Origin of the sequence: Pseudomonas sp. 2FE (genome assembly GCF_005503735.1) — a bacterium.
Taxonomy (GTDB): domain Bacteria; phylum Pseudomonadota; class Gammaproteobacteria; order Pseudomonadales; family Pseudomonadaceae; genus Aquipseudomonas.
Window position 1 is genome coordinate 103,096 of record NZ_SCMO01000010.1, and the last position, 22,490, is coordinate 125,585.

Genomic DNA, 22,490 nt, shown 5'->3' on the forward strand with positions numbered 1-22,490 from the left:
GCTTCATAGGCGTGGCGCCGCGACCTGCTCGAGCAACTGCTGGAGCACCTGATCGACCGACAGTCCTTCGATATCCAGTTCCGGCGATAGCCGCACGCGGTGGCGCAACACGGCCAGGGCGCAGCCCTTGATATCGTCCGGGAGCACGAAGTCGCCACCGCGCAACAGCGCCCGCGCGCGGCCGCCGCGCACCAGGGCGATCGAGGCGCGCGGCCCGGCGCCGATGGCCAGGCCCGGCCAGCTACGGGTAGCGCGGGCCAGACGGACGGCATAGTCGAGCACCTGCTCGTCCAGCGGCAGCTCGCTGGCGATCCTCTGCAGGGCCTGCACATCCTTGGCTTGCAGCAGGGTGCGGAGCGCCGTGACCTCCAGCATGTCGGCCTTGGATGAGCGGCTCACCTGGCGAACCATGCTCAGTTCCTCATCGACCGACGGGTAGTCCATGCGCAGCTTGAGCATGAAACGGTCGAGCTCGGCTTCCGGCAGTGGATAGGTGCCCTCCTGCTCGATGGGGTTCTGCGTGGCCAGCACCATGAAGGGTTGCGGCACCGGCAGCGGGCGACCCTCCAGGGTCACCTGGCGCTCCTGCATGACTTCCAGTAGCGCCGCCTGGGTCTTTGCCGGGGCACGGTTGATTTCATCGGCCAGCAGCAGGTTGGTGAACACCGGGCCCTTGCGCAGCTTGAACTGCTCGGACTGCAGGTCGTACACGGCATGGCCGGTGACGTCGCTGGGCATCAGATCCGGGGTGAACTGGATACGTGAGAACTCGCCGCCGAAGCAGCGCGCGAGGGCGCGTACCAGCAGGGTTTTGCCGAGCCCGGGCACGCCCTCGACCAGCACGTGGCCGCCGGCGATCAGGGCAGTCAGCACGTCGTCGATCACCGCACTCTGGCCGATCACGGCCTTTTGCAGTTCATGGCGCAGGGCCTGGGCCAGCTGGCTGGCGCGTTGCCGTTGCACTGCCGGGTTGGCGGTGGGGGCAGCGGCTGGGCTGGCCGCCGCGCTTGCAGTGGTTTCGGTTATTGGCTGTTCGGGCGTCTGTTCGCTCATAGGGCATTCCTAAGGGTTTGCAGGTGGGCGACCTGGCGGGTGAAGTCGGCGGCGGAAAGGCGCTGCGGGGGCAGCGGGCGCATGGCTAGGCTGATGGCGCTGGGTGGCAGGCGGGTCAGGCGCCCGAGAGTCTGCCACTGCGCCGCGACATCGAGGCGTTCGAAACCGGGGTGATGGCGGCGTGCCTGCCGCAGGATGTCGCGTTGCAGCGCGTGCAGCAGGCTGTGCTGGCCGCTGCAACGGCGGAGGAAATCGGCACTGCCGCGCAGGTGCTCTTGCAACTGCCGGCGTGCGCGGCTGGCCGGGGCTTGCAGCGGCCCTTGGCGTAGGCCGACCGCCCAGAGCGCCAGGGCGATGAGCAGTGCCAGCGCCACCAGCGCTTCGGGGAAGTTGCGCAGTAGCAGGCTGGCCAGGTCGTCGCGTTCGGCGCGGTAGAGCAAGGTGACGGCGCTGTCTTGGGTCAGATACCAGAGCAGCCAGGCGTTGTCGTAGTTGCCAATGTCGCGGTTCTGCCAGATCCAGTTGTCCGACAGTACGGTGATCAACCCGTCGCCGTGGTTGAGCTGCAGCATGTGGGTGGAGTCGCTGCTGTTGGCCCAGGCCTGGGCCTGGTTCTTGGCATCGTAGAGGTGGAAGTCGGTATCGAAGCTGATGTACGCCGGGGCGTTCTCGTTCTCCAGGTACAGCTTGGTCAGCTCCGGGTAGCGGTCTTCATCGGCGCTCTGCTCGGCTGCTGGGCTCGACTCTTCTGCATCAGGCGCTTGCTCGTTGCTGGGGGCCGAGGCTGCGCTGTCCTCTTCACTCGTAGCGTTTTGCTCTGCCGGCGCTTGGGCACTGTCTGCGTTAGCCTCGCCATCTTCTTCATCCTCTGCGTTTTCGTCGTCGAGGTCTTCTGTCAGGTATTGCTGGATTTCCAGGCGATCGAGCAGCAGGTCGCCACTCTTACCCGAGTCTTTGTCCCACACGCGTTCGGCGACGAACAGCAGGTGACCGCCTTTGGCGGCCCACGTCAGTACGCGTTCGGCTTGCCGCGGAGTCATATGCTTACGGTCACCGAGCAGCAGTAGGGTCTGCCCCTGGCTCGGCAAAGAGGGCAATACCTCCAGGCCGTCGGCCCGTTGCACGCTCAGGCCGCGGCTGTGGAGAAAGTGCTCGGCGGCCAGATAGGGATTGGCGGCGACTTCCGGCGCGGGCCCGTGTTCGATGGTGGTTTGGTAGGGCGACAGGCGACTGAGCAGATAGATGCCCAGCAGACCTAGAGCCAGGAACAGGCCGGCGCCAAGGTAGAAAGAGGTGCGCCGGCTCATGCGTGGGCACCCGGATGAAACAGCCGGCGCCAACCTTCACAGAGGCCGCGCTTGAGGTTTTCCGGCGGCAGTTGGTGGCCGTAGGCGAGGTTCTGCCAGTGGCGTGTCAGCACCTGGGTGAAGCGACTGAGGTCGGCCTGCTCCAGGCTCTGCACCAGTTGCTGGACTTCGCCTTCGGTGTGCGAGCCCTTCAGCGGCAGGCGGAAGTCGTGCAGCAGGCGACTGAGTAACGCGCGATAGAGCAAACCGAGCGCTTCACGCGGCTGTTCGGCCCAGAGTCGTTCGGCCTCGCCGGCGACATCCTCGGGCAGGCTTTCCGGCGCGATTTCCAGGCCAAACAGCATGGCCGGCATGGCCCGCTGGCGCCGCTGCGGCAGGGTAAAACGGCCGGAGAAGGCGCTCAGCCAGTCGCGGTAGCGCCACCCCAGCAGTACCAACAGGCTGATGAGCGCGCCCCAGAGCAACACCTCGAAGAACAGCGCGACCTTGTCCAGGCTGCTCCAGAACCCGAGCAGGTCGAGGACGTGCTTGAGCAGTTTGACCAGGCCTTCGCCGTCAGCCTCGCTCGGCTCTTGCGCTTGGCTTTCTTCAGTAAAGCGCCAGCGCGTCACGGTTTCGCGATGCTCAAAGGGCGGCTGGTCGAGCAGGGCGCCGATGCTGGCCTGCGCGGCTTTGCTGGTCAGTGGCTGGTGCTGCAGGCGTTCGGCCTTTGGCCCCAGCGGGTCTTCGCTGGGCAGCGGACAACTACTGATAGTGGCCGGGCTAATACTGGCCGGTGCGGCCCAGGCGGGGCCGGGTGTTTGCACTAATAGCAGGCCGGCGCCGAGCAGCAGGGCGTAGGCCACACCCGTGAGGCGCTGGCGCAGGCGGCGGAAGGCCAGTTCGATATCCCAGGCTTCCAGGGCGGTGCGGCGGTTCAGGTAGAGGGTGAAACCGCAGGCGACGTAGACAGGTTCCCAGATGATCAGTAGCAGCGCATAGAGCAGGTTGGACAGGTGCTCCAGCCAGCGCCACTCGCCGGAGGCGGCGTCGATCAGGCTCTGCCAGCTCCAGTCCAGTTCGATCTGCTGCGGCAACAGCAGGTAGAACAGGGTGATCAGGCCTAGCCATAGGGCGCCCTCGAGGTGCATGCCGGCGAGGGTCAGCCAGGTTGCCGCACCGGCATCACGCTGGCCGAGGACGATCAGCCGCTGGCTGCGGGCTTGGCCAGACAGGCCTTCGAGCTGTAGCACCGGCAAATCGAAGCTGCGGGTCAGGCTCAGGCGGCGCCAGGTCAGGCTGGCCAGCAGTTGCGGCCTGAGCAAGCGCGGCCAGGCTTTGAGCGCTTGCTTGAGTGTCGGCGTAGCGCCAAACAGGGCATGCGAGAGAATGTGCAGCGGCAGGCGTTCGTAGGCCGGTTTCAGCAGCCAGAACAAGAACAGGGCCCAGCTCGGGTAGTTCCATAGCAGCAGGCTGAGCAGCGCGAAGATCGGCAAGGTGATCAGCGCCCAACTGGCCATCAGCAGGCCGGCATGCCGGCGTGCCAGGAGCACACCCAGGTCCAGGGCTTCCCAGGCGCTGCGCGGGCGGATCACCACGCTGGCGTCAGTCAGGCGCATGGGCTGTCCGTCCGGCGCAGATGAAATAGGCCAGTACCAGCAGCCACAGGCCGGCACCGACCAGGTATTTGATCTGCGGCGTGGTGTAGGTCATGGATGACCAGTACGCCTCGATAAAGGCGGCGATCAGCAGGAACAGGATCACCCCGGCGACCAGCTGAACGCTGCGCCCCGCCGCTAACCGTAGCGCTTCGGCACGGGTCAACCGGCCCGGTGCCAGTAAGGCCCAACCGAGTTTGAGACCGGCTGCACCGGACAAGGCGATGCCGGTCAACTCGAAGGCGCCATGGCCGATGACGAAGGACCAGAAGGTCTGGTTGTAGCCGATCTCGGTCAAGTGACCGGCCACGGCACCGATCATCAGGCCGTTGAACAGCAGGAAGAACAGGCTGCCGAGGCCAAACAGCAGGCCGCTGGCGAAGGTCTGAAAGGAAATGCCGATGTTGTTCAGGATGTAGAAGCCGAACATCATCCAGTCGTCGCCGGAGTCGCGCTCGCCGAAACGGCCAATGCGCGTGGTGTCGGGGTCGTACATGGACTCCATCGAGGCCACCTGGTCGGGGGCGATCACGCTGTAGACCAGATCGGGGAACAGGTAAACCAGCAATCCCATGCCGATCAGGCTACCGAAGAACAACAGGCTGGCGACCAGCACGCTACGCCATTCGGCGCGCACCAGGCGGGGGAAACCACCGAGGACGAAGCCAATCAGCTGTGCACCGAGGTGGCTGCGATGCCGGTAAAACTGCTGATGGCCGCGCATGGCCAGCAGTTGCAGCTGCTCGATCAGGTGGCTGCTGTAGCCCCGCTCCTGGGCCAATGCCAACTGCTGGCAAAGGTGTCGGTAATCGGCGGCGAAGCCTTGGCAGGTCTTGCTCTCGGCCTTGCCGCGCTCCAGCGCATCGAGTAACTGGCCGAAGCGTTGCCAATCGGCCTGATGACGGCTTTCGAACAGGCTCTGCTTCATGCCGGCCCCACCAAACCGCGGGCGATGCGGTTGATCTGCGTTTCAGCCTGCTCTGCGGATACGGCCAAGGGTTCGGCGAGAATCGCCGCCAACTCGGCACGGCGGGCGCTGGAGAGTTCCGCCTGGCGCTCGGCAAAGCCCAGCAGCGCACGCTGTTCGTTGAGGCTCAACGGGAAGGGCGGGCGCAAGGGCTCGACGGTCAGGAGTGGCGGGCGCTTGAGCGGCATATCGCGGTAGATCACCAGGGTGCCGGCGGCCAAGTCGCCCAGGCGCTTGAAGGCCGGGTGATTGAGGCAACTGAGTAGGCCCAGGGTGTAACCGAACGGTAGGATATCGACGAAGCGCAGCAGGTTGCGGGTTAGTGAAGCGGCCCAGCCGACCGGCGTGCCGTCATCGTGAACGACGCGTAGGCCCAGCAACTGTTTGCCCGGTGAGCGCCCCTGGTTGAGCACCTCGAACAGCACCATGTACCACCAGGTGACAAGAAACAGCAGGATGGTTCCGAGCCCCATGCCGAGTTGGCCCAGCAAGGCGAGGGTGACGAACATCAGCAACAGCACCAGGCCGCGGATCGCCAGGTCAATGGCGAAGGCCAGAGCGCGCGGCACCAGGCCGGCGGGACGCAGGATGAGGTCGATACCTTCCGGGGTTTCCACCTGAAAGCGGGTGTCCAACGTCACGCCGGTAGGCGTGCCAAGGTGGAAGTTGGCGGTGGGCGTGAGAGGCATCGGCGAACTGCGTCGAGGAAAACCCGATGCTAGCGAGCAGCAGGCGGGGAAGCAACCAACCGGGCCGTATTAACGGCCCGGAGCCTATGCGTGGCTTATTGGGCGGCTGGTAGCACACCGAAGAGGGTGCGATAGAGCGCGCCCATGCTGATCACGAACAGCGGGATGCTCCAGATCAGGCCGATACCTAGCGGGATCATGCTCAGCACGGTGATCAGGCCGAGCAGCAGGAACAGGCCGAAAACCTTGAACCAGTGCTGGCTGATGGCTTTGCGCGAGGCTTCCAGCGCCTGCCAGGGCGATAGGCCGCGCTCCACCACTAGCGGAATGGCGAGCATATAGGCCACGCTTAGGTAAAGGCCTGGAATGACCAGAAGCAGCATGCCGACATACACCAGCACCATCATGATGAGGGCGGTGACGATCAGGGGCAGCGTTAGACCGAAGTGGCTGAACATCTCGTTGAAGGTCACCGGCTGATCGGCGGCCCGGCGAATGCCGGTCATCATGATACCGGCCAGGAAGGGGTAGGTGAGGGCCGAGCCGATGATGCCAATCAGCAGTTGACCGACCACTAGGGCGGCGACGCCGCCTTCTTCAGCGCCGAGGCCGACGAAGCCGAAGACCAGCCCGAGGACTGTGGTGATCGCCAAGATGGCCACGTAATAGATGATAAAGCCGCCGAGGATGATGCCCTTGGTGCCTTTGGTGCGCTGCCAGGCTTCGCTGATCAGGTCGCCGATGTTGAAGTCGTAACCACGGCTTAGGGCTTCGGCGATGGTCGGCACCTGGCTGCTTACGGTTGGCTCTTGCAGGTTGCTGGTGGGAACTGCATAGGGATTTGGGGCGAGGGAGTCGCTCATGGTGATCCGTCCTTGTGATGGGGGTGAACTTCCAGTCTTGACCATGCTAGCGGTACTGGCGAGTTAGCGGCAAGGCGCGTGACTAAAGGCTGTCTGCCGCTGTGCGGGGTATCAAACTTTGCGCTGCTGAAAGCCTGCCCGGCAGCCAACTCGACGGTGGATGCTAGACTGCCGCAGGCCTCCGTTTTAGGAATCGACTGTGACTTCGAGCATCTTCTGGTACGACTACGAAACTACCGGTATCGACCCGCGCAGCGATCGCCCGTTGCAGGTTGCCGGGATTCGCACGGATGAGTCGCTGAACGAAATCGGCGAGCCGCTCAACCTCTATTGCCGGCCGAGCGACGACATCCTGCCGCACCCGGCGGCTTGCCTGATCACGGGGATCACCCCCAGTCGGCTCGCCGAGCAGGGCTTGGGCGAGGCCGAGTTCATGACGCGGGTACATGCCGAACTGTCCGCTCCGGGAACCTGCGGGGCGGGCTATAACAGCCTGCGCTTCGACGATGAAGTGACGCGTTACAGCCTCTATCGCAACTTCTTCGAGCCGTACGCGCGTGAGTGGCAGGGCGGCAATAGCCGTTGGGACCTGCTCGATGTGGTGCGTACCGCCTATGCGTTGCGGCCGGAGGGTATCGAGTGGCCGCAAGAGGACGACCGGGTCACGCTCAAGCTGGAGCGTTTGACCGCCGCGAACGGGATTGACCACGGTCAGGCCCACGATGCGTTGTCCGATGTGCGCGCCACCATCGGGCTGGCGCGCCTGATCCGCGCCAAGCAACCGAAACTCTATGATTATCTCTATCGACTGCGCAGCAAGCAGCGGGTGCTCGAGCAGATCCGCCTGCTGCAACCGCTGGTGCATATTTCCGGGCGCTTTGCTGCTGCCCGGCATTACCTGGCGGTGGTACTGCCGCTGGCCTGGCATCCGCGCAATCGCAATGCTCTGATCGTTTGCGATCTACAGGCCGATCCGGCGCCATTGCTGGAACAGGATGCCGATAGCCTGCGGCGGCTGCTGTACACCCGGCGGGAGCAGTTGGCGGAAGGTGAGTTGCCGGTGCCGCTGAAGTTGCTGCACGTTAATCGCTGCCCGGTTCTGGCGCCGTTGAGTGTGCTGCGCGCTGCTGATCGGCAGCGGTTACAGGTTGATATGGGGGAGTGTGAGGCCCGCGCTGCATTGCTGCGCGAGGCGCAGGCGGTTTGGCAGGATAAGTTGGTAGCACTCTATAACGCCGATCAGTTTGCGCCGAGCCAAGATCCCGAGCAGCAGTTATATGACGGCTTTCTGGGGGATCGCGATCGCCGTCTGTGCGAGCAAGTGCGCTGCGCCGAGCCGCAACGGTTAGCCCGAGAAGACTGGCCATTCGATGATGGGCGTTTGCCTGAGTTGTTGTTTCGCTACCGGGCGCGCAACTTTCCAGAAACTTTGTCGGAGCCTGAGCAAAAACGCTGGCGAGAATTCTGTCAGCGGCGTTTGAGTGCGCCGGAATGGGGTGCACCTAATACCTTGATGAGTTTCGAGGTGGCGCTAACGCAAGCACTGGATAACTCATCGGCTACACAGCAATTGGTGTTGGGCGAGTGGCGTGAGTATGTGCTGCAATTGCGGCAGCGCTATGGCTTATAACTGGCGCTTTTGTGCTGCTCGTCAGTGCTGGATAAGTAATCGCCAGACAATAAAAAACGCCAGCGCTGCTGGCGTTTTTTATTGTGCGCAGGAGTCAGGCGCGCAGCGCGGTGCTTAGCCGAGCAGAGTGGCCCAGCCTTCTACTTCGGCGGCGCCCCACTTGGCTTTCCACTCTTTCAGCGTCTTGTGGTTGCCACCTTTGGTTTCGATCACTTCACCAGTGTTCGGGTTCTTGTACTGCTTGACCTTGCGCGCGCGCTTGCTGCCGGTAGCTTTGGTCGCGCGCGGTAATTTGCTCGTTTTAGCGTCCGGGTCGAGCATGGCAATGATGTCACGCAGGGATTTCTGGTATTCACCCATCAGCGTGCGGAGTTTGCCTTCGAACTCGAGTTCTTTTTTCAGCTTGTCGTCTTGCGAGAGGTTTTTCAGGCGCTCTTGGAGTTCCTTGATGGCTTCTTCTGTAGCGCGGTACTCATTGATCAGTGACATGTGCTTTACCTTGAGTCGAGAGAGTGGCAGTGGCTAAGTATTAACAATAATAGTCAGGCACTTTCCGCAAGTAAACATGTTTGAAAAGTTTTGCACAAATTATCCCCGCGCTGTTCTAGTTGCTACCTGTATTCAGTCCGATGAGTCGGCTTAGAGCCATTTCCTGAATTAAATACGGCCTTCCTCAAGAGGACATATATGCGGAGCAAGGCCCTGTCTCGGGCATGGAATATTGCACGGTCGCGGGTGTTTGGCGTTTATCGGGCGCGCTTTCAGGCAGACCTCGAATGGATTGATTGCGCGGTCTGCGGCCTTGTCCGCCGTTGCCCGAGCTGCGCGGGTTACTGAAGTTTTCCTGGGCTGTGGCTAGAATGGCCGCCTTTGTGAAGTTTCTGGAGTTTCCCGCATGCGCACTTTTCGGCTGGTAATCGCCTGCCCGGACGGCGTCGGTATCGTCGCCAAGGTCAGTAACTTTCTGGCCACCTACAACGGCTGGATCACTGAAGCGAGCCACCATTCGGACAATCAAAGTGGCTGGTTCTTTATGCGCCACGAGATTCGTGCGGACTCCCTGCCCTTTGATCTCGAGGGGTTTCGGCAGGCCTTTGCGCCAATTGCCCGCGAGTTTTCTATGGAGTGGCGGATCACTGACTCGGCACAAAAGAAGCGCGTCGTGTTGATGGCTAGCCGTGAGTCGCACTGCCTGGCCGATTTGCTGCACCGCTGGCATAGCGATGAGTTGGAATGTGAAATTCCCTGTGTGATCTCCAACCATAACGATTTGCGCAGTATGGTCGAGTGGCATGGCATTCCTTATCACCATGTGCCGGTCGACCCGCAGAACAAAGAGCCGGCGTTCGCCGAAGTGTCGCGTTTAGTGCAGGAGCTGCAAGCCGATGCCGTAGTGCTGGCCCGCTATATGCAAATTCTTCCGCCCGCGTTATGCCGCGAGTTTGCCCACCGGGTAATCAATATCCATCACAGTTTCTTGCCGTCGTTCATTGGCGCCAAGCCTTACCACCAAGCCTCGCTGCGCGGGGTGAAGTTGATCGGGGCGACTTCTCACTACGTCACCGAGGAACTCGATGCCGGCCCGATCATCGAGCAGGATGTGGTGCGTGTGAGCCATCGCGACAGCATCGAGGAAATGGTTCGGCTGGGTAAGGATGTCGAGAAGATGGTGCTGGCCCGTGGCCTGCGTTATCACCTGGAAGACCGCGTGCTGGTGCATGACAACAAGACCGTGGTGTTCGACTGAATGGCCGGCGGTAGATAGCTTGACCGCGATCCAGCGCCGACTGAATCGCACCAGGTAACGACCCTGCAGGCTGTCGGCCGAGGAAGCTAAAGCATGACCGGTCCACTCGAGCGCGCCACCTCAAGCCCACCACCGACGCTGGGGGAGGGCTGTGTCAGGCGTTACGACCCCGAGGCGTTGAGTGATGAGCATGGCACTGCGTTTCCCGACGCTGCCGAGCTTTGGGTGGAGTTGACGCAGTCGCCGGCAACTGTGCCCGAGCAACCGCCCGGCAAGCCGAAGCAGGAATAGCTCTCGGCGGAACCAAGCCTTATGCAGGCATAGAAAAGGCGCCCGACTCGTCCAGAGCTGGGCGCCTTTTTTGTCTGGGCGTTAGATGCACAAGCGGGCCAAACATTTGTAGGTGGTGCGGGTGGACATGGCGAAGTCCCGTGCGGCGGCGGGTATCCCGAGCTGGGCTATGCGTTCGATCGGAACCCTTCGATCTTGCGCGGTCAATCGTGCACGTCTGTGGCTGTTCATCCGGTTACCTGGTAGTTGGGCTGGAGTCTCGGCAACCCCAGCGCCCACCGGGAGGCGGCGAGCAGAAGGCGAGCGGAATCTTGTGGCTGAATTTCGAGCTTTTTGTCATGGCTTTCTTGCGTCCAGGAGGGTCAGGCTCCAGTCTTAATCGGCTGCTTGCCGCCAAGGCGGAAGCATCCTGCTGGACGCAGCGGGGTCGCCTCCTGTGTCGGCAGCGACCCCATAAAGCTTTAACTCAGAGAGGGCAAGATGCCCGTAGCTAACCAATTCGTTCTCGGGGCCGACCCTTGCGGTCAGCCTGTCGCTCAGGCGCTGCGCCTGGCCAATCGGCATGGCTTGGTCGCGGGCGCCACCGGCACCGGTAAAACGGTGACCTTGCAGCGCCTGGTTGAGGCTTTCAGTGATGCCGGGGTGGCGGTGTTCGCCGCTGACATCAAAGGCGATCTCTGTGGTCTCGGCGCCGTCGGCAATCCGCAGGGCAAGGTGGCCGAGCGTATCGCCGGGATGCCTTGGCTCAATCACCGCCCGCAGGCTTATCCGCTGACCCTGTGGGATATCCACGGGCGCAGTGGCCATCCGCTGCGCACTACGTTGAGCGAGATGGGCCCGCTGCTGCTGAGCAATCTGCTGGAACTCACCGACAGTCAGCAGGCGGCGCTGTATGCCACGTTCCAGGTGGCTGATCGCGAAGGTTTGTTGCTGCTCGATCTGAAAGACCTGAAGGCCCTGCTCAACCACCTGAAAGATCACCCCGAGTTGCTCGGTGAGGATGCTGCGCTGTTCACCGGCGGCTCGAGTCAGGCGCTGTTGCGCCGCCTGGCGACCCTCGAGCAGCAGGGCGCCGAAGCCTTGTTCGGTGAGCCGGCCTTGCAGTTGGAAGATATTCTCCAGCCCGATGCCGATGGCCGTGGGCGTATTCATTTGCTGGATGCCAGCCGGCTGGTGCATGAGGCGCCGAAGGTCTTCGCGACCTTCTTGTTGTGGCTGCTGGCCGAACTGTTCGAGCAGCTGCCGGAGCGCGGTGATGCGGATAAGCCGGTGTTGGCGCTGTTCTTCGACGAAGCGCACCTGCTCTTTGCTGACACGCCGAAGGCGTTGCAGGAGCGCTTGGAGCAAGTGGTCCGGCTGATCCGCTCGAAAGGCGTCGGCGTCTATTTCGTGACTCAATCGCCGAGTGATTTGCCAGACGATGTGCTGGCGCAACTCGGTTTGCGCATTCAGCATGGTTTGCGCGCCTTCACGGCCAAAGAGCAGAAGTCCTTGCGTGCGGTGGCCGATGGATTCCGAGCCAATCCGGCATTCGATACGCTGACGGTACTCACCGAGTTAGGCATTGGCGAAGCGCTGGTCAGCACCATGGAAGAGAAGGGCACGCCGGCGATGGTGCAGCGGGTGGCCATCGCACCGCCGCAGTCACGCATCGGCCCGCTCGGTGAGGCCGAGCGCGCGGCCTTGATCCGGCAGTCGCCACAAGCCGGGCACTACGATAAGCCGATTGATCGTGAGTCCGCTTACGAGTTACTGACGGCGCGCGCGGCATCTGCTGCTGAACCGACCACTCAAGGCCAAAGCAGCGCGTCGGAAGGGGGGCTGGGGGGCATGGCCGACGATCTGCTTGGCAGCCTGGCCGGGCAAATGATGAAGACGGTCGTGCGCCAAGCCGCCAACCAACTTGGTCGACAGCTGGTGCGTGGCTTGATGGGCTCACTGTTGGGCGGCAAGCGTCGTTAAGACCGTTCGGCCAGGATCTTTGTCGAGAAAGATTCTGGTCGAACAGCAGGCCGCTCTGACCTAGTCGGCATACCCGCGAAGACGGGTACGCCGGTACGCCGGTGCGCCGTGGCAGCTGGGTTGCCACCTTCGCGGGTGCAGGTTTTCCGAGGAGCCCTAACCGTTAGTCGTTTGACTCGTCGATTTTGGCTTGTTGGTCTTTTTCGATTTTCTGCAGCTCTTTCTCAAAGGCTTGGTCGAGAAGGCTGGCTTTCTTGCGCCAGGGCTTGCGCTCAGGGTCCGGCTGGGCGGCGTAGGTAATGACTTCCCCGCCGTAAACTTCCTTGTAACGCTGCGCCTGGCGCTCGAGTTCGGCACGCAGTTCGTCTTTCGTCACGTGGTTTTCCGTTGGTCTTAAAGTGTATTGGCAGCGTGGGAGGCATGAGGCTTAACTGCTTTAGCTACCAAGAGCAGGGCTGTTGTCGTGCCCTGTTTATCGTTATTTGAGCAGGCGAAGGGCAGTGCATCCATAACCTTCGTTGCGCAATACAAGCAGCCACCTAAGTGTAACCGTAGTTGCTGATTGTATTTGTGTCTATATGTAGCTGCTCGCGCTGGATTATAGCGAAGAGAACGAAGAAATCTATCTCGTAGACGCTGACCTATATCTGGATCATTGCATTTTTGAAGTCGGCGAAAAATAAACTCGACAGAGCCTTGTGCAGCGTCCAACAGCGCACCCACCTGACGTCACGCGCCTTTGCACAGGTTTTTCGGTGCTGAGGCTGAGAGTCTCGACGCCTTCGTATCGTTAGTGAATGCATATTTAGCGAGCTGTCGACGAGTCTACGGCCACTACTCTGTAGGTGATGATTATGAATGGCAGCAAGTCGTTCGCGATGTGATCCTGAGAGCTATCGCCACGGGGGCATCTATGGCGTGTTGTACGACATTCAGGACTGATCATTTGTATTGTGTGGTCGACTTTCGTGGGGTGGTATTCCTATCGGCTCTCCAAAGCCCGCATTTTAGCTGTGATGCAAGAAGTGCTGACTCAGCATCTTCGATACGGGGTGAATGCGCTTTTGCCTGGTGAGGGAGGTCTTACTTAAGAAGAGGCGGCGTACTGAAAACCGCTGGCGCGGCTGGGAGCGAGTGAATTAATTAAGGCAGTATTTACTGTTTTTGACCTGGAAGATGTCCTTGAAGACGGATGCTTTTCCAGGCTTGAGGTAGCACTCTCTGCTCTCTAAGTAGCGTTTCAGAGCAGTTCAGGCGAGAGGTGGAGCGGGCGAAGGGAATCGAACCCTCGTCATGAGCTTGGGAAGCTCAGGTAATGCCATTATACGACGCCCGCTTTTGCGGGGGCCTTTGTACCAGAAGTCGCGGGGGAAATGAAGCCCGCACCGAGCACAACTTTCTGCGACTCGGTGCAGTTACGTCTGTTTGAACCCCCCTCAAACCGCAATCGCCGTGGTTTCGGCAAGCCGTAGCCGGCGTTGTTGTTGCCCGTTTGCCGAGGCCTGCAGGAAGCCCAGCAGCGCCTGTTGCGACTGTAGCCATGCACCTTTGTGTTCCATGTCGAGAAAGTGCCCGGCGTTGCTGACGGTGGTGAATTGGCAATCGTTTACGTGCTGGGCGAACAACCGCACATCTGCTGGGGTGGTGTACTCGTCGTGCTCTCCGTTGACGAACAGCAGTGGAATCTCGATGGCGGCGAGGTAGTCCATGTGGCAGTGGCTGTCGAGTGTCAGCACCTGATGGACATGGGCGTGCATCTGCCGATACTCGTGCTCGTCGAGGCTGCTGATATGGCGATGGTTGTAGCGCTTGAACAAGGACGGCAGGTGCTTGCCGATGGTGCTGTTGACCAGCGCGCCCATGTTCTCGCGATCCACGCTGTGCAGATAGCGCAGGCCTTGCTCCAAGTAGTCCAGCATCGGCGCGTTGAGCAGTGGCGAGAAGGAACTGATCACCGCCTTCTCGATCCGTGCCGGGCACTGCGCCAGAGCGAGCAAGGAGGCGACTCCGCCCCAGGAAAATGACAGCAGGTAATCGACGTGAAAATGCTCGATCAACTCCAGCAGAATTTCGGCTTCATCTTCTTTGCTGATCGGTTGCTTGTGGCTGTTGTGCGGCTTTGATTGGCCGGCATACGGCTGATCGTAGAGCACCACGTTGAACTGCGGTTGCAGGTATTTGATGGTCTGCGCGAATGAGGCCGTGGTCGCCAGCGAGCCATTGACCAGGATGATCGTCTTGCGAGCAGTTGGGCTAGCGTAGAACTCGGTGTGAACGTTGTATTGGCGGTGAACATTAACGACAGCGGTTTCTGGCCTCATGTCGTTTTCCTCCTGGCGCAGGTAAGACAAGGCAAGCGGCTGGACCGTTTACCGGGCTATGTATGGCAGTCAGATAAGCGCCTGGACATGACAAACGAATGTCAGGCTGGAGGATCTTGTAAGTTATTTATTTTCAAGCAGTTAGGACCGAACAGGACGGCAATTCCCAGCGCTTTTGAGGGCGGGGAGTAGCGTCTTTGAACCAGGCAGGAATCCAATATGCGCAGAGCGCAAGCAACCGCAGGAACGCTTAGATGGTCTCAGTGACTCTTTGGTCACAGCTTGACCTTGCGGTTTTCATTTAAGCAGTAAGCCCAGGGGCTGGCAAGCGTGATGAAGCCTTTTCTCATGACCATTCGTGGATAAAACCGGCGTTTTCTCCCGTGCCTATTAAACTTGCCAAGGATTGCAAGGAAGTCACGGCGTGCCGTGCGCATTTGCGGATGAAGGTTTCTAGCAGGCGGGTGCGACATGATGCTGGATTTTTCTCTGGCGACTGTTAACCCATTCAGATACGGCTTAGTGCTGATGCTCGGCCGCGGCCTGCTGTGTGCGCAGGCGCCGCCAGCGCTAGCCGAGGAATCGCTCAATAGCGGTTATCGCGTTGAGCTGGCCAAACAAGGGCGCCAGCCATGAGCACCACCAAGCAGGGCTTTTCTCTACAGTTGCTGATCGCTGGCGCGATTATGCTCAGCATGCTGGTGCTCGGCGGGGCCCTGGCCTTGCAGGGTTACCAGGGCATTGAGCGGTCGCTGGTGGCGGCGGCCGGTGATACCGCCAATCAGCTCGGCAGCACCATCAACGAGCGCGCGCAGCGGCTGATCAACCCGGCGCAAAGTTCGATCCGTCTGCTGGCCTATGACCCCATCTCCCAGGCCGCTAGTTTGCCGGCGCGGCTCGAGCGTCTGCCGCTGCTGGTGGAGAGCTTGAACGCTAACAAGATGCTCAGTGCGGTCTACGCCGGCTATCCCAATGGCGAGTTTCTGCTGGTGCGTGTCTTGCGCGAGCGCGACGTACGCGAACGTCTAAAGGCGCCCGAGGGTGCGGTGTTCCTGGTGCAGAGCATCAGCCTGGGTGACGCTGGCCGGATGATCGGCGAGTGGCGTTTCTATAACCGCGAGCTGACGCTGCTGCAGACGCAAATCAAGCCGGACTACCGCTACGATCCGCGCACCCGGCCCTGGTTCAGCTTGGCCATTGGCAGCGCGAGCACCGTGCTGACCAAGCCCTACGTGTTCTTCACCACCCGCGAGATCGGTCTGACCCTGGCGCAGCGCAGCCTGGACGGCGCGGCGGTGTTGGGCATGGATGCTTCAGTCAACGATTTGGGCGGTGAAGTACAGGACCTGCGGATGACCCCCGGCACCGAGATGGCCGTGGTGGACGCTGAGAGCAACGTGATCGCTTATCCCGATGTACAGCGCCTGCTGGTCCCTGAGGGGGAAGGCTTCCGCCTGTCGCGACTCGCCGAGCTCAATGTCCCGAGCCTGACGCAACTGTTCGGTTTGCCGCCGCAAGGCCGGAAGCCGCAGCCGTACCAGGCTGCTGGCAAGGGCTGGTACGGCATCCGTATGCCGTTGTCGTCTTTTGCCGAGCAGGACATCCAGGTGTTGATCGCGGTGCCCAGTGATGAATTGCTGGCTGGCGCGCATCAGGTGTTACTCGACCAAGCGCTCTGGGCCGCGGTACTGATCGCGTTGCTGCTGCTGGTCGGCTGGCTGTTGGGCCAGCGCATCGGTCGACCGCTGCGCGCGCTGGCCGATCAGCTCGGCGCTTTGGCGGGGTTCGATTTCAGTCAGCCGGTCGGGGTCGAGTCGCGGGTCGCGGAGGTGCAGGAACTCAGCCATGTGTTGGGACGGATGTCGCGCACTATTCACAACTTCCAGGCGATCACCCTGACCCTGAGCCGGGAAACTCAGTTGGAGAGCATGCTCGACGGCGTGCTCAGCCGCCTGGTGGAAGCCACCAGTGTTAGCGGCGGCGCGGTGTACCTGCACGATGAGGAGTCCGGCGCGTTGCAACTGGCCGCGCATTACCAGGGCGAGCAATACCCCGAGGCACTGCACGTGGCGCTGCGCACCCCGGATGAACTGGCCGCCGCAGTGGCGCAGGCTCTGCACAACCAGCAGCATTACCTGTCGATTGCGCTGAATAACCGCAGCCAGCAGTTGCTCGGGGTTCTGGTGTTGCAGCTGGCGGCCGAGCATGAGACCCACGGCGAGGTGCAGCAGCCGTTTCGTCGCTTCGTCGAGGAGCTGTCCGGTGCCGCCGCGGTGGCCATCGAAACCCGCCAGTTGTTCGAGGCTCAGCAGCGTTTGCTGAACGCCATTATCAAACTCTTGGCCGATGCCATCGATGCCAAAAGTCCATATACCGGCGGCCACTGCGAGCGGGTTCCGCAGCTGGCCAGCATGCTGCTGAACCAGGCGATCGCCGCCGATACTGGCCGCTACGCCGACTTCCAGATGAGCGAGGCCGAGCTTTACGAGTTCCAGATCGCCGCCTGGCTGCATGACTGCGGCAAGATCACCAGCCCGGAATATGTGGTGGACAAAGCCACCAAGCTGGAGACCCTGTACAACCGCATCCACGAGGTGCGCACGCGCTTCGAGGTGCTCTGGCGCGATGCCGAGCTGGATTACTGGAAGGCGCTCGGCAGCGGCGGCGACCCGGCCATCGAGCAGGCCTTGCTGGCGGACCGCCAACAGGTTTTGCAGGACGAATTCGCCTTTGTCGCCAATGCCAACCTCGGTGGTGAGTTCATGCAGGACGAGGACGCCGCGCGCCTGCAGGCGATCGCTCGGCGCAGCTGGCTCAGGCACTTCGACAATCGCCTTGGCTTGTCTTACGAGGAGGCCGAGCGACTGGCGTTGCTGCCGGTACAGCCGCTGCCGGTGGAAGAACAGCTGTTGGCCGACCGCCCCGATCACCTACAGGCCTGGGGCGAGCGCAAGCCGCCGGTGGAAGCACAGGATCCGCGCAATATCTGGGGCTTCGACATGCACCTGCCGACCTACGCCAACAACTACGGCGAGTTGTACAACCTCAGCATTCGGCGCGGCACCCTCAGCGAGGAGGAGCGGTTCAAGATCAACGAGCACATAGTGCAGACCATCATCATGCTCAGTACCTTGCCGCTGCCGCGCCAGCTCAAGCGCGTGCCGAGCATCGCCGGTAACCACCACGAAAAGATGGACGGCACCGGCTACCCGCGGCGGCTGACCAAGGACGACATGAGCATTGCCGAGCGGGTGATGGCGATTGCCGATATTTTCGAGGCGCTGACCGCCGCCGATCGCCCCTATAAGGCCGCGAAAACCCTCTCCGAGTCGGTGAGGATTCTCAGCGTCATGGCCCGTGAGAACCATATCGATGCGGAGTTGTTCCGGCTCTTTCTCAGCTCGGGCGTGTATCGCCAGTATGGCGAAAAATTCCTTCGCCCGGAGCAGCTCGACGCGGTGGATATCCAGTCCTATCTGGATGCGCTAGACGCCTCGTTAGCGGGTCGTTAACCGCTTCTCAAAGCAGGGCAATCTCCGCGTCTGAGAGTGCGCGGTATGCGCCTGGGGGCAGGCTCGGATCGAGTTGCAGCGGCCCCATGCTTTCGCGGTGCAGGCGCAGCACCTTGTTCTGGAAATGACCGAACATGCGCTTGACCTGATGGTAGCGGCCTTCAAACAGCGTCAGGCGGGCGGCGCGGGTAGCGAGGATCTGCAGTTCGGCGGGCAGGGTGGTGAGGTCCTCGTACTGGAAATACAGACCGCGGGCGAATACCTCGGCGTACTCGGGTGTGATCGGCTGTTCGGTCTCGACGTAATAGACCTTCGGCAGTTTGCTCTTGGGTAGGGTGATGCGCCGCGACCATTGCCCATCGTTGGTGATCAGCAGCAGGCCGGTGGTGTTCAGGTCGAGGCGCCCGCCCAGGTGCAGTTCGTGTTTGTCCGGCTCATCCAGCAGGTCGAGCACGGTGGGATGTTCGTCATGGGCCGTGGCGCTGACGTAGCCGGCAGGTTTGTGCAGCATGAAATAACGCGCGGCCTTGCCGGCCTGCAGCAAGCGCTCGTCCAGCTCGATGCGCTGGAACTCGCGGACGTCCAGGCGGCCGTCGCTGACCTGGGCACCGTCCACTTTTACCCGCCCGGCGGCGAGCAGCAAACGGGCGTCGAGGCGGCTGAAATCCGGCAGGTTGCTGAGGAATCGGTCGAGGCGCATAGGGGCGGCGAGTCGTGACAGGAGGCGCATGCTACGCGATTGGTAGCGTCGAGACAGCTTCCTTCGAGCGTTCGGCGGTTGTGCCCTGGGCGCAGTTGGGGCAGAGGCAGACGAGGTCGCGCACGGCAGCCGTCAGGTTGTCGAGCACGGCGCGGTCGATCGGCGTGGAGAAGCACCAGCAGGGCAATTGGGCGGCGCGCGGGTCGGCCTGGGTACACTGGTTGGACTGGCCGCAGAGCGGGCAGCGCGTGGGGTCTAGGGTGGCGCTCATGCTGTGGCTGGCGAATGAAGGGGGCGCTCAGGGTGCGGTGTGGCAGCGCCGAGCGCAAGAGGCGCCCGGTCAGCCCGTTACCCCGGCCGGTTCCACACAGACGCGATTGCGCCCCGACTGCTTGGCGCGGTAGAGGCCGCGGTCGGCGCGGGCGATCAGGCTGTCCAGGGAGTCGTCCGGGTGCAGTTCGGTGAGGCCGATGCTGGTATTGGCTTGCAGATTGACCCCGGCGAAGGGATAGCGGCTCTGCTCGCTCAGGTTGCGGATCTTCTCGGCCAGTTGCTGCGCGGTAGCGCTGCTGGTGTCCTTGAGCAGGACGATGAATTCTTCGCCGCCCCAGCGGCAGATGATGTCGGACTGGCGCAGACAGCCTTGCAGGTTGCGGGCGAAGCCATGCAGTACTTCGTCGCCGCCCAGGTGGCCGTAGGTGTCGTTGAGCGCCTTGAAGTTGTCCAGGTCAATCATCAGCATGGCCAGTGGCTTGCGCTCGCGCTGGGCCTCTTGCAGCGCCTGGTTGGCGAGTAGGTCGAAGCCGCGCCGGTTGGGCAGCTCAGTCAGGCTGTCGGTGGTGGCCAGCGCCTCGATACGCGCCTGGTAGCGGCGCAGCACCAGGTTGACCAGGGTCAGCACCAGAGCGGTGACGACGAAACAGATCAGCAAGTTGAGGTAGAGGGTCTGGCGGATACCGGCGAGGGCGCCGCCTTCGTGCTTGTCGACGAACAAATACCAGTCCAGTTCGGGGATGAAGCGCACGTTGAGGAAATGGCCGCGGCCGTGCTCCTGGTAGTTGAAGTTGCCGCTCTGCGGCTGCGGCAGCTTGGCCTGCAGTTCTTCCAGCCCCTGCACCTCGCTCAGCGACTGCCCGACCCGGGCGCCCAGCGGGCCGCCCGTGGCGCCGGTGAGGACGATCTTGCCGTGGGTGTCGACGAAATACACGCTGCGGTCGTAGCGTTGTTGGTAGTCGTCGATCAGCTTGACCACCGCGTCCACGGTGAGGCCGACGCCGGTGGCGCCGATGAAGCGGCCGGCGTAGTCGAACACCTTGTAGTTGATGAAGAAGGTCAGGCTGTCCTGGTTGGCCAAGTCGACATCGACATTGATCTCGTAGGGTTCCTGCATGTCGCGTACGCGGAAGTACCAGATATCGCGCGGCTCGTTTTCGCGCACGCTTTTGAGGACGCCTTTGGCCTGGTAGTAGAGATGGCTCTTGTCCGAGACGAAGAAGCTGGTGAAGGCGCCGTAGTGCTCCTGCACCTCGCGCAGGTAGCGGGTCATCTGGGCGACATCCTGCTCGCCGTCGATCACCCAGTCGCGCACGAAGGTGTCGCGACTCATCATCGAGGAGATCAGGATTGGCCGCACCAGGTCCTTCTGGATCTCCGAGTAGACGTTATCGGAGGTCAGCGGCAGCTCGGTCTCGACGATGCTGCTACGGATCGAGTTGAGTGAGGCGTAGTAGCTGACCAGGGAGGTGGCGAGGAAGCCGCTGCCAAGCAACAGCAACAGGACGAGCACCAGGTAACGCTGGGCATGCTTGGTCGGGCGTGACGACATGGGAACGGGGTAACTCTGACGTGATAGCAACATGCTAGCCTGCCGGAGCGCTGGCGTCACCGAGCCCGTGCAGCTGTTTCAGGCCAGGCCTGAAACAGCTTGGGGGATGGAAGGGGGGTAGTGAACCTCAGCCCCTGGATTGCAGGTAGGCATGCCAGCCGCCGAACCGGCTGATATCGGTGGCGCCGACCAAGCCGTAGGGCTCGCAGATGAAACCGCTTTCCCAGCGGCCATCCTCCAGTTGCACCTTGCCCAGGCCGAGCGGGGCGGGGATGCCGGTGAGGAAGGAGCCCAACTCGCTGCTCGGCAACTCCCAGACTTCCACCTCGATGGCCACGCCACCTTCGACAACGCGTAGCATGCCCGGGCGCAGCGGCGGCCCGCCGGCCAGCGCATGCAGTTGGTAGTCCGGCGAGCTGCGGGTGACCTCGACGAGGCGGCCGCCGCGCTGCGTGAGTTGCCAGTTCAACGGCAGACCGTCCAGGTGCGCGCCGCAGACCACGATGCGAGCCCGATCGCTGCGCGCTGCGCCGGTTGGTGCACTCAGTTTCAGCTTGCACCCGCCCGGCAGCGGCAAGTCGCGCTGGCGCTGCAGGGCGTCGGCCAGGCTGAGCAGGTATTGATCGGTGCAGGCGCGGCCGAACAAGGTCACGCCCCAGGGCAGGCCGTTGCGCATGAAGCCGCTCGGCACCGCGACGGAGGCGTAGTCCAGCAGGTTCATGAAGTTGGTGTAGTAACCTAGCTCGGAGTTACGCAGCACCGGTTCGGCGTGCAGTTCGTCCAGCGTCACCGGCCGACCGATGGTCGGTGTCAGCACGCAGTCGAGACCTTGCAGGGTTTTGTCGCACATGGCTTTCAGCGCTTGCAGGCGGTACTGGGCGCGGAAGGTCTGCACGCCGGTGACGGCCGGTGCCTTGGCCAACACGGCGCGAATCACCGGCAACACGGCCTCGGGGCTTTGTTCAAGCAGTTCGCCGGCGACGCTGTAACGTTCGGCAACCCAGGGGCCCTCATAGAGCAGCCGGGCGGCTTCGAGGAAGGGTGAGAGGTCGATTTCCACCGCTTCGCCGCCGCAGTGCTTGAGGGTTTGCTGGGCCTGCTCGAAGAGCGCGGGGCCTTCTGTGCAGCCGAAGAATTGCAGGTCCTCGGCACGCGGGACGCCGAAGCGGAAGGGGCGAGGGCTGCCGAAGGCGCTGGCGTCGTTCCACAACGGGTTGGCGCGGCTGTATTCGTCACGCGGGTCGAGTTTGGCGGTCAGCGCCAGCAGCTGGCTGGCTTCGCGGGCGGTGGCGGTGAAGTAAGTCACGCAGTCCAGTGTGCGGCAGGCTGGCACTACGCCGGCGGTAGAGAGCAGGCCCTTGGTCGCCTTGAGACCGACCAGATTGTTCAGCGCCGCCGGCACGCGGCCGGAGCCGGCGGTGTCGGTACCCAGGGCAAAGCTGGCTACGCCCAGCGCCACGGCCAGCGCAGAGCCGGCGCTGGAGCCACCGGAGGGATATGCCGGCAGCACGCTGTTCGGACACTCACCGTAGGGCGAGCGCGTGCCATTCAGGCCGGTGGCGAATTGATCGAGGTTGGTCTTGCCCAGCGGCACGGCGCCCAGGGCGATCAAGTGTTCGACCACGCTCGCCGAGCGCTCGGGGATGTAGGCGAAGGCCAGGCAGGCGGCGGTGGTTGGAATGCCGGCCAGGTCGATATTGTCCTTGATGGCGAAGGGGATGCCGAACAGCGGCAGGCTCTCCGGCGCTTTGCCGTCCAGCGCCGCCAGGTAAGGCTCCAGCTCGTCACGGCTCAGCAGGTGGATAAACAGGTGGTAATCCGGGTTCAGTGCGGCGGCTTTGTCACGCAGGGTCAGGATTAGTTGGCGCGGGGTCGTGCCTTCGCTGTAGGCGGCGCGGACGGCGTCCAGGCGCAGGTCGAATTCGTGTTTCATGTTCGGCTCCTTGTAGGGTGCGCTGTGCGCACCGCAAGCGTTCTGGTGCGCGC

The 22,490-nt window shown here is 62.3% G+C and carries 19 protein-coding genes and 1 tRNA gene; 6 read left to right on the top strand and 14 right to left on the bottom strand.

The genetic code is table 11. The features are described from left to right. Window positions 1–3 precede the first annotated feature (3 nt). The 6 genes from FFS12_RS15290 to FFS12_RS15315 form a co-directional block, all read right to left on the bottom strand. Window positions 4–1,053, bottom strand: coding sequence for a MoxR family ATPase (locus FFS12_RS15290; RefSeq protein WP_137887930.1), 1,050 nt, complete (start codon window positions 1,051–1,053; stop codon window positions 4–6). After that, on the bottom strand, window positions 1,050–2,360 hold the full coding sequence (locus tag FFS12_RS15295; RefSeq protein WP_137887932.1) for a DUF4350 domain-containing protein: 1,311 nt from the start codon (window positions 2,358–2,360) through the stop codon (window positions 1,050–1,052). The genes FFS12_RS15290 and FFS12_RS15295 overlap by 4 nt, the downstream gene beginning before the upstream one ends. Beyond that, window positions 2,357–3,958 (bottom strand): DUF4129 domain-containing protein, encoded by a 1,602-nt coding sequence (locus FFS12_RS15300; protein WP_137887933.1) that lies wholly within the window; start codon window positions 3,956–3,958, stop codon window positions 2,357–2,359. The genes FFS12_RS15295 and FFS12_RS15300 overlap by 4 nt, the downstream gene beginning before the upstream one ends. Then, window positions 3,945–4,925, bottom strand: coding sequence for a stage II sporulation protein M (locus FFS12_RS15305; RefSeq protein ID WP_137887935.1), 981 nt, complete (start codon window positions 4,923–4,925; stop codon window positions 3,945–3,947). Before FFS12_RS15305 ends, FFS12_RS15300 begins: the two co-directional genes overlap by 14 nt. Continuing rightward, window positions 4,922–5,653 (bottom strand): RDD family protein, encoded by a 732-nt coding sequence (locus tag FFS12_RS15310; protein WP_137887937.1) that lies wholly within the window; start codon window positions 5,651–5,653, stop codon window positions 4,922–4,924. Before FFS12_RS15310 ends, FFS12_RS15305 begins: the two co-directional genes overlap by 4 nt. 95 nt (window positions 5,654–5,748) lie before the next feature. Beyond that, window positions 5,749–6,516 (bottom strand): hypothetical protein, encoded by a 768-nt coding sequence (locus FFS12_RS15315; RefSeq protein ID WP_137887939.1) that lies wholly within the window; start codon window positions 6,514–6,516, stop codon window positions 5,749–5,751. A 199-nt stretch (window positions 6,517–6,715) separates the two neighbouring features. On the opposite strand from FFS12_RS15315, the gene sbcB reads away from it, so the two are divergent. Beyond that, window positions 6,716–8,146 (top strand): exodeoxyribonuclease I, encoded by a 1,431-nt coding sequence (gene sbcB / locus FFS12_RS15320; protein ID WP_137887941.1) that lies wholly within the window; start codon window positions 6,716–6,718, stop codon window positions 8,144–8,146. A gap of 114 nt (window positions 8,147–8,260) precedes the next feature. Here the strand turns inward: sbcB and mvaT are convergent, their stop codons facing one another. After that, a complete protein-coding gene (mvaT, locus tag FFS12_RS15325; protein ID WP_137887943.1) occupies window positions 8,261–8,635 on the bottom strand; it encodes a histone-like nucleoid-structuring protein MvaT in 375 nt (124 codons plus the stop codon). A 406-nt stretch (window positions 8,636–9,041) separates the two neighbouring features. Here mvaT and purU point away from each other — a divergent pair, with 406 nt between their 5' ends. From purU to FFS12_RS15345, 3 genes are all read left to right on the top strand, one after another. Then, window positions 9,042–9,893 (top strand): formyltetrahydrofolate deformylase, encoded by an 852-nt coding sequence (gene purU, locus FFS12_RS15330; RefSeq protein ID WP_137819852.1) that lies wholly within the window; start codon window positions 9,042–9,044, stop codon window positions 9,891–9,893. A 93-nt stretch (window positions 9,894–9,986) separates the two neighbouring features. After that, the gene (locus FFS12_RS15335) at window positions 9,987–10,184 is read left to right on the top strand and encodes a hypothetical protein (protein ID WP_137887945.1); all 198 of its coding nucleotides are present in this window, start codon (window positions 9,987–9,989) and stop codon (window positions 10,182–10,184) included. 480 nt (window positions 10,185–10,664) lie between these two features. Continuing rightward, the gene (locus FFS12_RS15345) at window positions 10,665–12,146 is read left to right on the top strand and encodes a helicase HerA-like domain-containing protein (RefSeq protein WP_137887949.1); all 1,482 of its coding nucleotides are present in this window, start codon (window positions 10,665–10,667) and stop codon (window positions 12,144–12,146) included. Window positions 12,147–12,309: 163 nt separating this feature from the next. Here FFS12_RS15345 and FFS12_RS15350 read toward each other — a convergent pair whose 3' ends face one another. The 3 genes from FFS12_RS15350 to FFS12_RS15360 form a co-directional block, all read right to left on the bottom strand. Beyond that, window positions 12,310–12,522, bottom strand: a complete 213-nt coding sequence (locus tag FFS12_RS15350) for a hypothetical protein (RefSeq protein ID WP_137887951.1) — start codon at window positions 12,520–12,522, stop codon at window positions 12,310–12,312. Between the two features lie 886 nt (window positions 12,523–13,408). Beyond that, window positions 13,409–13,482: transfer RNA gene (locus FFS12_RS15355), tRNA-Gly, on the bottom strand. Window positions 13,483–13,582: 100 nt separating this feature from the next. Then, the gene (locus FFS12_RS15360) at window positions 13,583–14,467 is read right to left on the bottom strand and encodes an alpha/beta fold hydrolase (protein WP_137887953.1); all 885 of its coding nucleotides are present in this window, start codon (window positions 14,465–14,467) and stop codon (window positions 13,583–13,585) included. A gap of 471 nt (window positions 14,468–14,938) precedes the next feature. Between FFS12_RS15360 and FFS12_RS19955 the strand changes: the two genes are divergently transcribed. Both FFS12_RS19955 and FFS12_RS15365 read left to right on the top strand, forming a co-directional pair. Beyond that, complete coding sequence (locus tag FFS12_RS19955; protein WP_171011889.1) at window positions 14,939–15,103, top strand: hypothetical protein; 165 nt, start codon at window positions 14,939–14,941, stop codon at window positions 15,101–15,103. Next, window positions 15,100–17,979, top strand: coding sequence for an HD domain-containing phosphohydrolase (locus FFS12_RS15365; RefSeq protein WP_137887955.1), 2,880 nt, complete (start codon window positions 15,100–15,102; stop codon window positions 17,977–17,979). Before FFS12_RS19955 ends, FFS12_RS15365 begins: the two co-directional genes overlap by 4 nt. Before the next feature lie 7 nt (window positions 17,980–17,986). On the opposite strand, the gene FFS12_RS15370 is transcribed toward FFS12_RS15365, so the two are convergent. The 4 genes from FFS12_RS15370 to atzF all read right to left on the bottom strand — a co-directional run bounded on the left by FFS12_RS15370 (window position 17,987) and on the right by atzF (window position 22,437). Continuing rightward, window positions 17,987–18,679 carry a pseudouridine synthase gene (locus tag FFS12_RS15370; protein WP_137819845.1) on the bottom strand — a complete coding sequence of 231 codons (693 nt, stop codon included), beginning with the start codon at window positions 18,677–18,679 and terminating at the stop codon, window positions 17,987–17,989. A 31-nt stretch (window positions 18,680–18,710) separates the two neighbouring features. Next, a complete protein-coding gene (locus FFS12_RS15375) occupies window positions 18,711–18,950 on the bottom strand; it encodes a cysteine-rich CWC family protein (RefSeq protein WP_137887957.1) in 240 nt (79 codons plus the stop codon). A gap of 69 nt (window positions 18,951–19,019) precedes the next feature. Further along, window positions 19,020–20,504 (bottom strand): sensor domain-containing diguanylate cyclase, encoded by a 1,485-nt coding sequence (locus FFS12_RS15380; protein WP_137887996.1) that lies wholly within the window; start codon window positions 20,502–20,504, stop codon window positions 19,020–19,022. A gap of 127 nt (window positions 20,505–20,631) precedes the next feature. After that, window positions 20,632–22,437 (bottom strand): allophanate hydrolase, encoded by a 1,806-nt coding sequence (gene atzF, locus FFS12_RS15385; protein ID WP_137887959.1) that lies wholly within the window; start codon window positions 22,435–22,437, stop codon window positions 20,632–20,634. Window positions 22,438–22,490 lie beyond the last annotated feature (53 nt).

What these genes read in the sequence shown, in the direction of transcription:
- purU (WP_137819852.1), top strand. Translation starts at nt 9,042, where the DNA reads ATGCGCACTTTTCGGCTGGTAATCGCCTGCCCGGACGGCGTCGGTATC.
- FFS12_RS15300 (WP_137887933.1), bottom strand. Translation starts at nt 3,958, where the DNA reads ATGCGCCTGACTGACGCCAGCGTGGTGATCCGCCCGCGCAGCGCCTGG.
- mvaT (WP_137887943.1), bottom strand. Translation starts at nt 8,635, where the DNA reads ATGTCACTGATCAATGAGTACCGCGCTACAGAAGAAGCCATCAAGGAA.
- FFS12_RS15315 (WP_137887939.1), bottom strand. Translation starts at nt 6,516, where the DNA reads ATGAGCGACTCCCTCGCCCCAAATCCCTATGCAGTTCCCACCAGCAAC.
- FFS12_RS15310 (WP_137887937.1), bottom strand. Translation starts at nt 5,653, where the DNA reads ATGCCTCTCACGCCCACCGCCAACTTCCACCTTGGCACGCCTACCGGC.
- FFS12_RS15335 (WP_137887945.1), top strand. Translation starts at nt 9,987, where the DNA reads ATGACCGGTCCACTCGAGCGCGCCACCTCAAGCCCACCACCGACGCTG.
- FFS12_RS15370 (WP_137819845.1), bottom strand. Translation starts at nt 18,679, where the DNA reads ATGCGCCTCGACCGATTCCTCAGCAACCTGCCGGATTTCAGCCGCCTC.
- FFS12_RS15295 (WP_137887932.1), bottom strand. Translation starts at nt 2,360, where the DNA reads ATGAGCCGGCGCACCTCTTTCTACCTTGGCGCCGGCCTGTTCCTGGCT.
- FFS12_RS15375 (WP_137887957.1), bottom strand. Translation starts at nt 18,950, where the DNA reads ATGAGCGCCACCCTAGACCCCACGCGCTGCCCGCTCTGCGGCCAGTCC.
- FFS12_RS15380 (WP_137887996.1), bottom strand. Translation starts at nt 20,504, where the DNA reads ATGTCGTCACGCCCGACCAAGCATGCCCAGCGTTACCTGGTGCTCGTC.
- FFS12_RS15345 (WP_137887949.1), top strand. Translation starts at nt 10,665, where the DNA reads ATGCCCGTAGCTAACCAATTCGTTCTCGGGGCCGACCCTTGCGGTCAG.
- atzF (WP_137887959.1), bottom strand. Translation starts at nt 22,437, where the DNA reads ATGAAACACGAATTCGACCTGCGCCTGGACGCCGTCCGCGCCGCCTAC.
- FFS12_RS15305 (WP_137887935.1), bottom strand. Translation starts at nt 4,925, where the DNA reads ATGAAGCAGAGCCTGTTCGAAAGCCGTCATCAGGCCGATTGGCAACGC.
- FFS12_RS15365 (WP_137887955.1), top strand. Translation starts at nt 15,100, where the DNA reads ATGAGCACCACCAAGCAGGGCTTTTCTCTACAGTTGCTGATCGCTGGC.
- FFS12_RS19955 (WP_171011889.1), top strand. Translation starts at nt 14,939, where the DNA reads ATGATGCTGGATTTTTCTCTGGCGACTGTTAACCCATTCAGATACGGC.
- FFS12_RS15290 (WP_137887930.1), bottom strand. Translation starts at nt 1,053, where the DNA reads ATGAGCGAACAGACGCCCGAACAGCCAATAACCGAAACCACTGCAAGC.
- FFS12_RS15360 (WP_137887953.1), bottom strand. Translation starts at nt 14,467, where the DNA reads ATGAGGCCAGAAACCGCTGTCGTTAATGTTCACCGCCAATACAACGTT.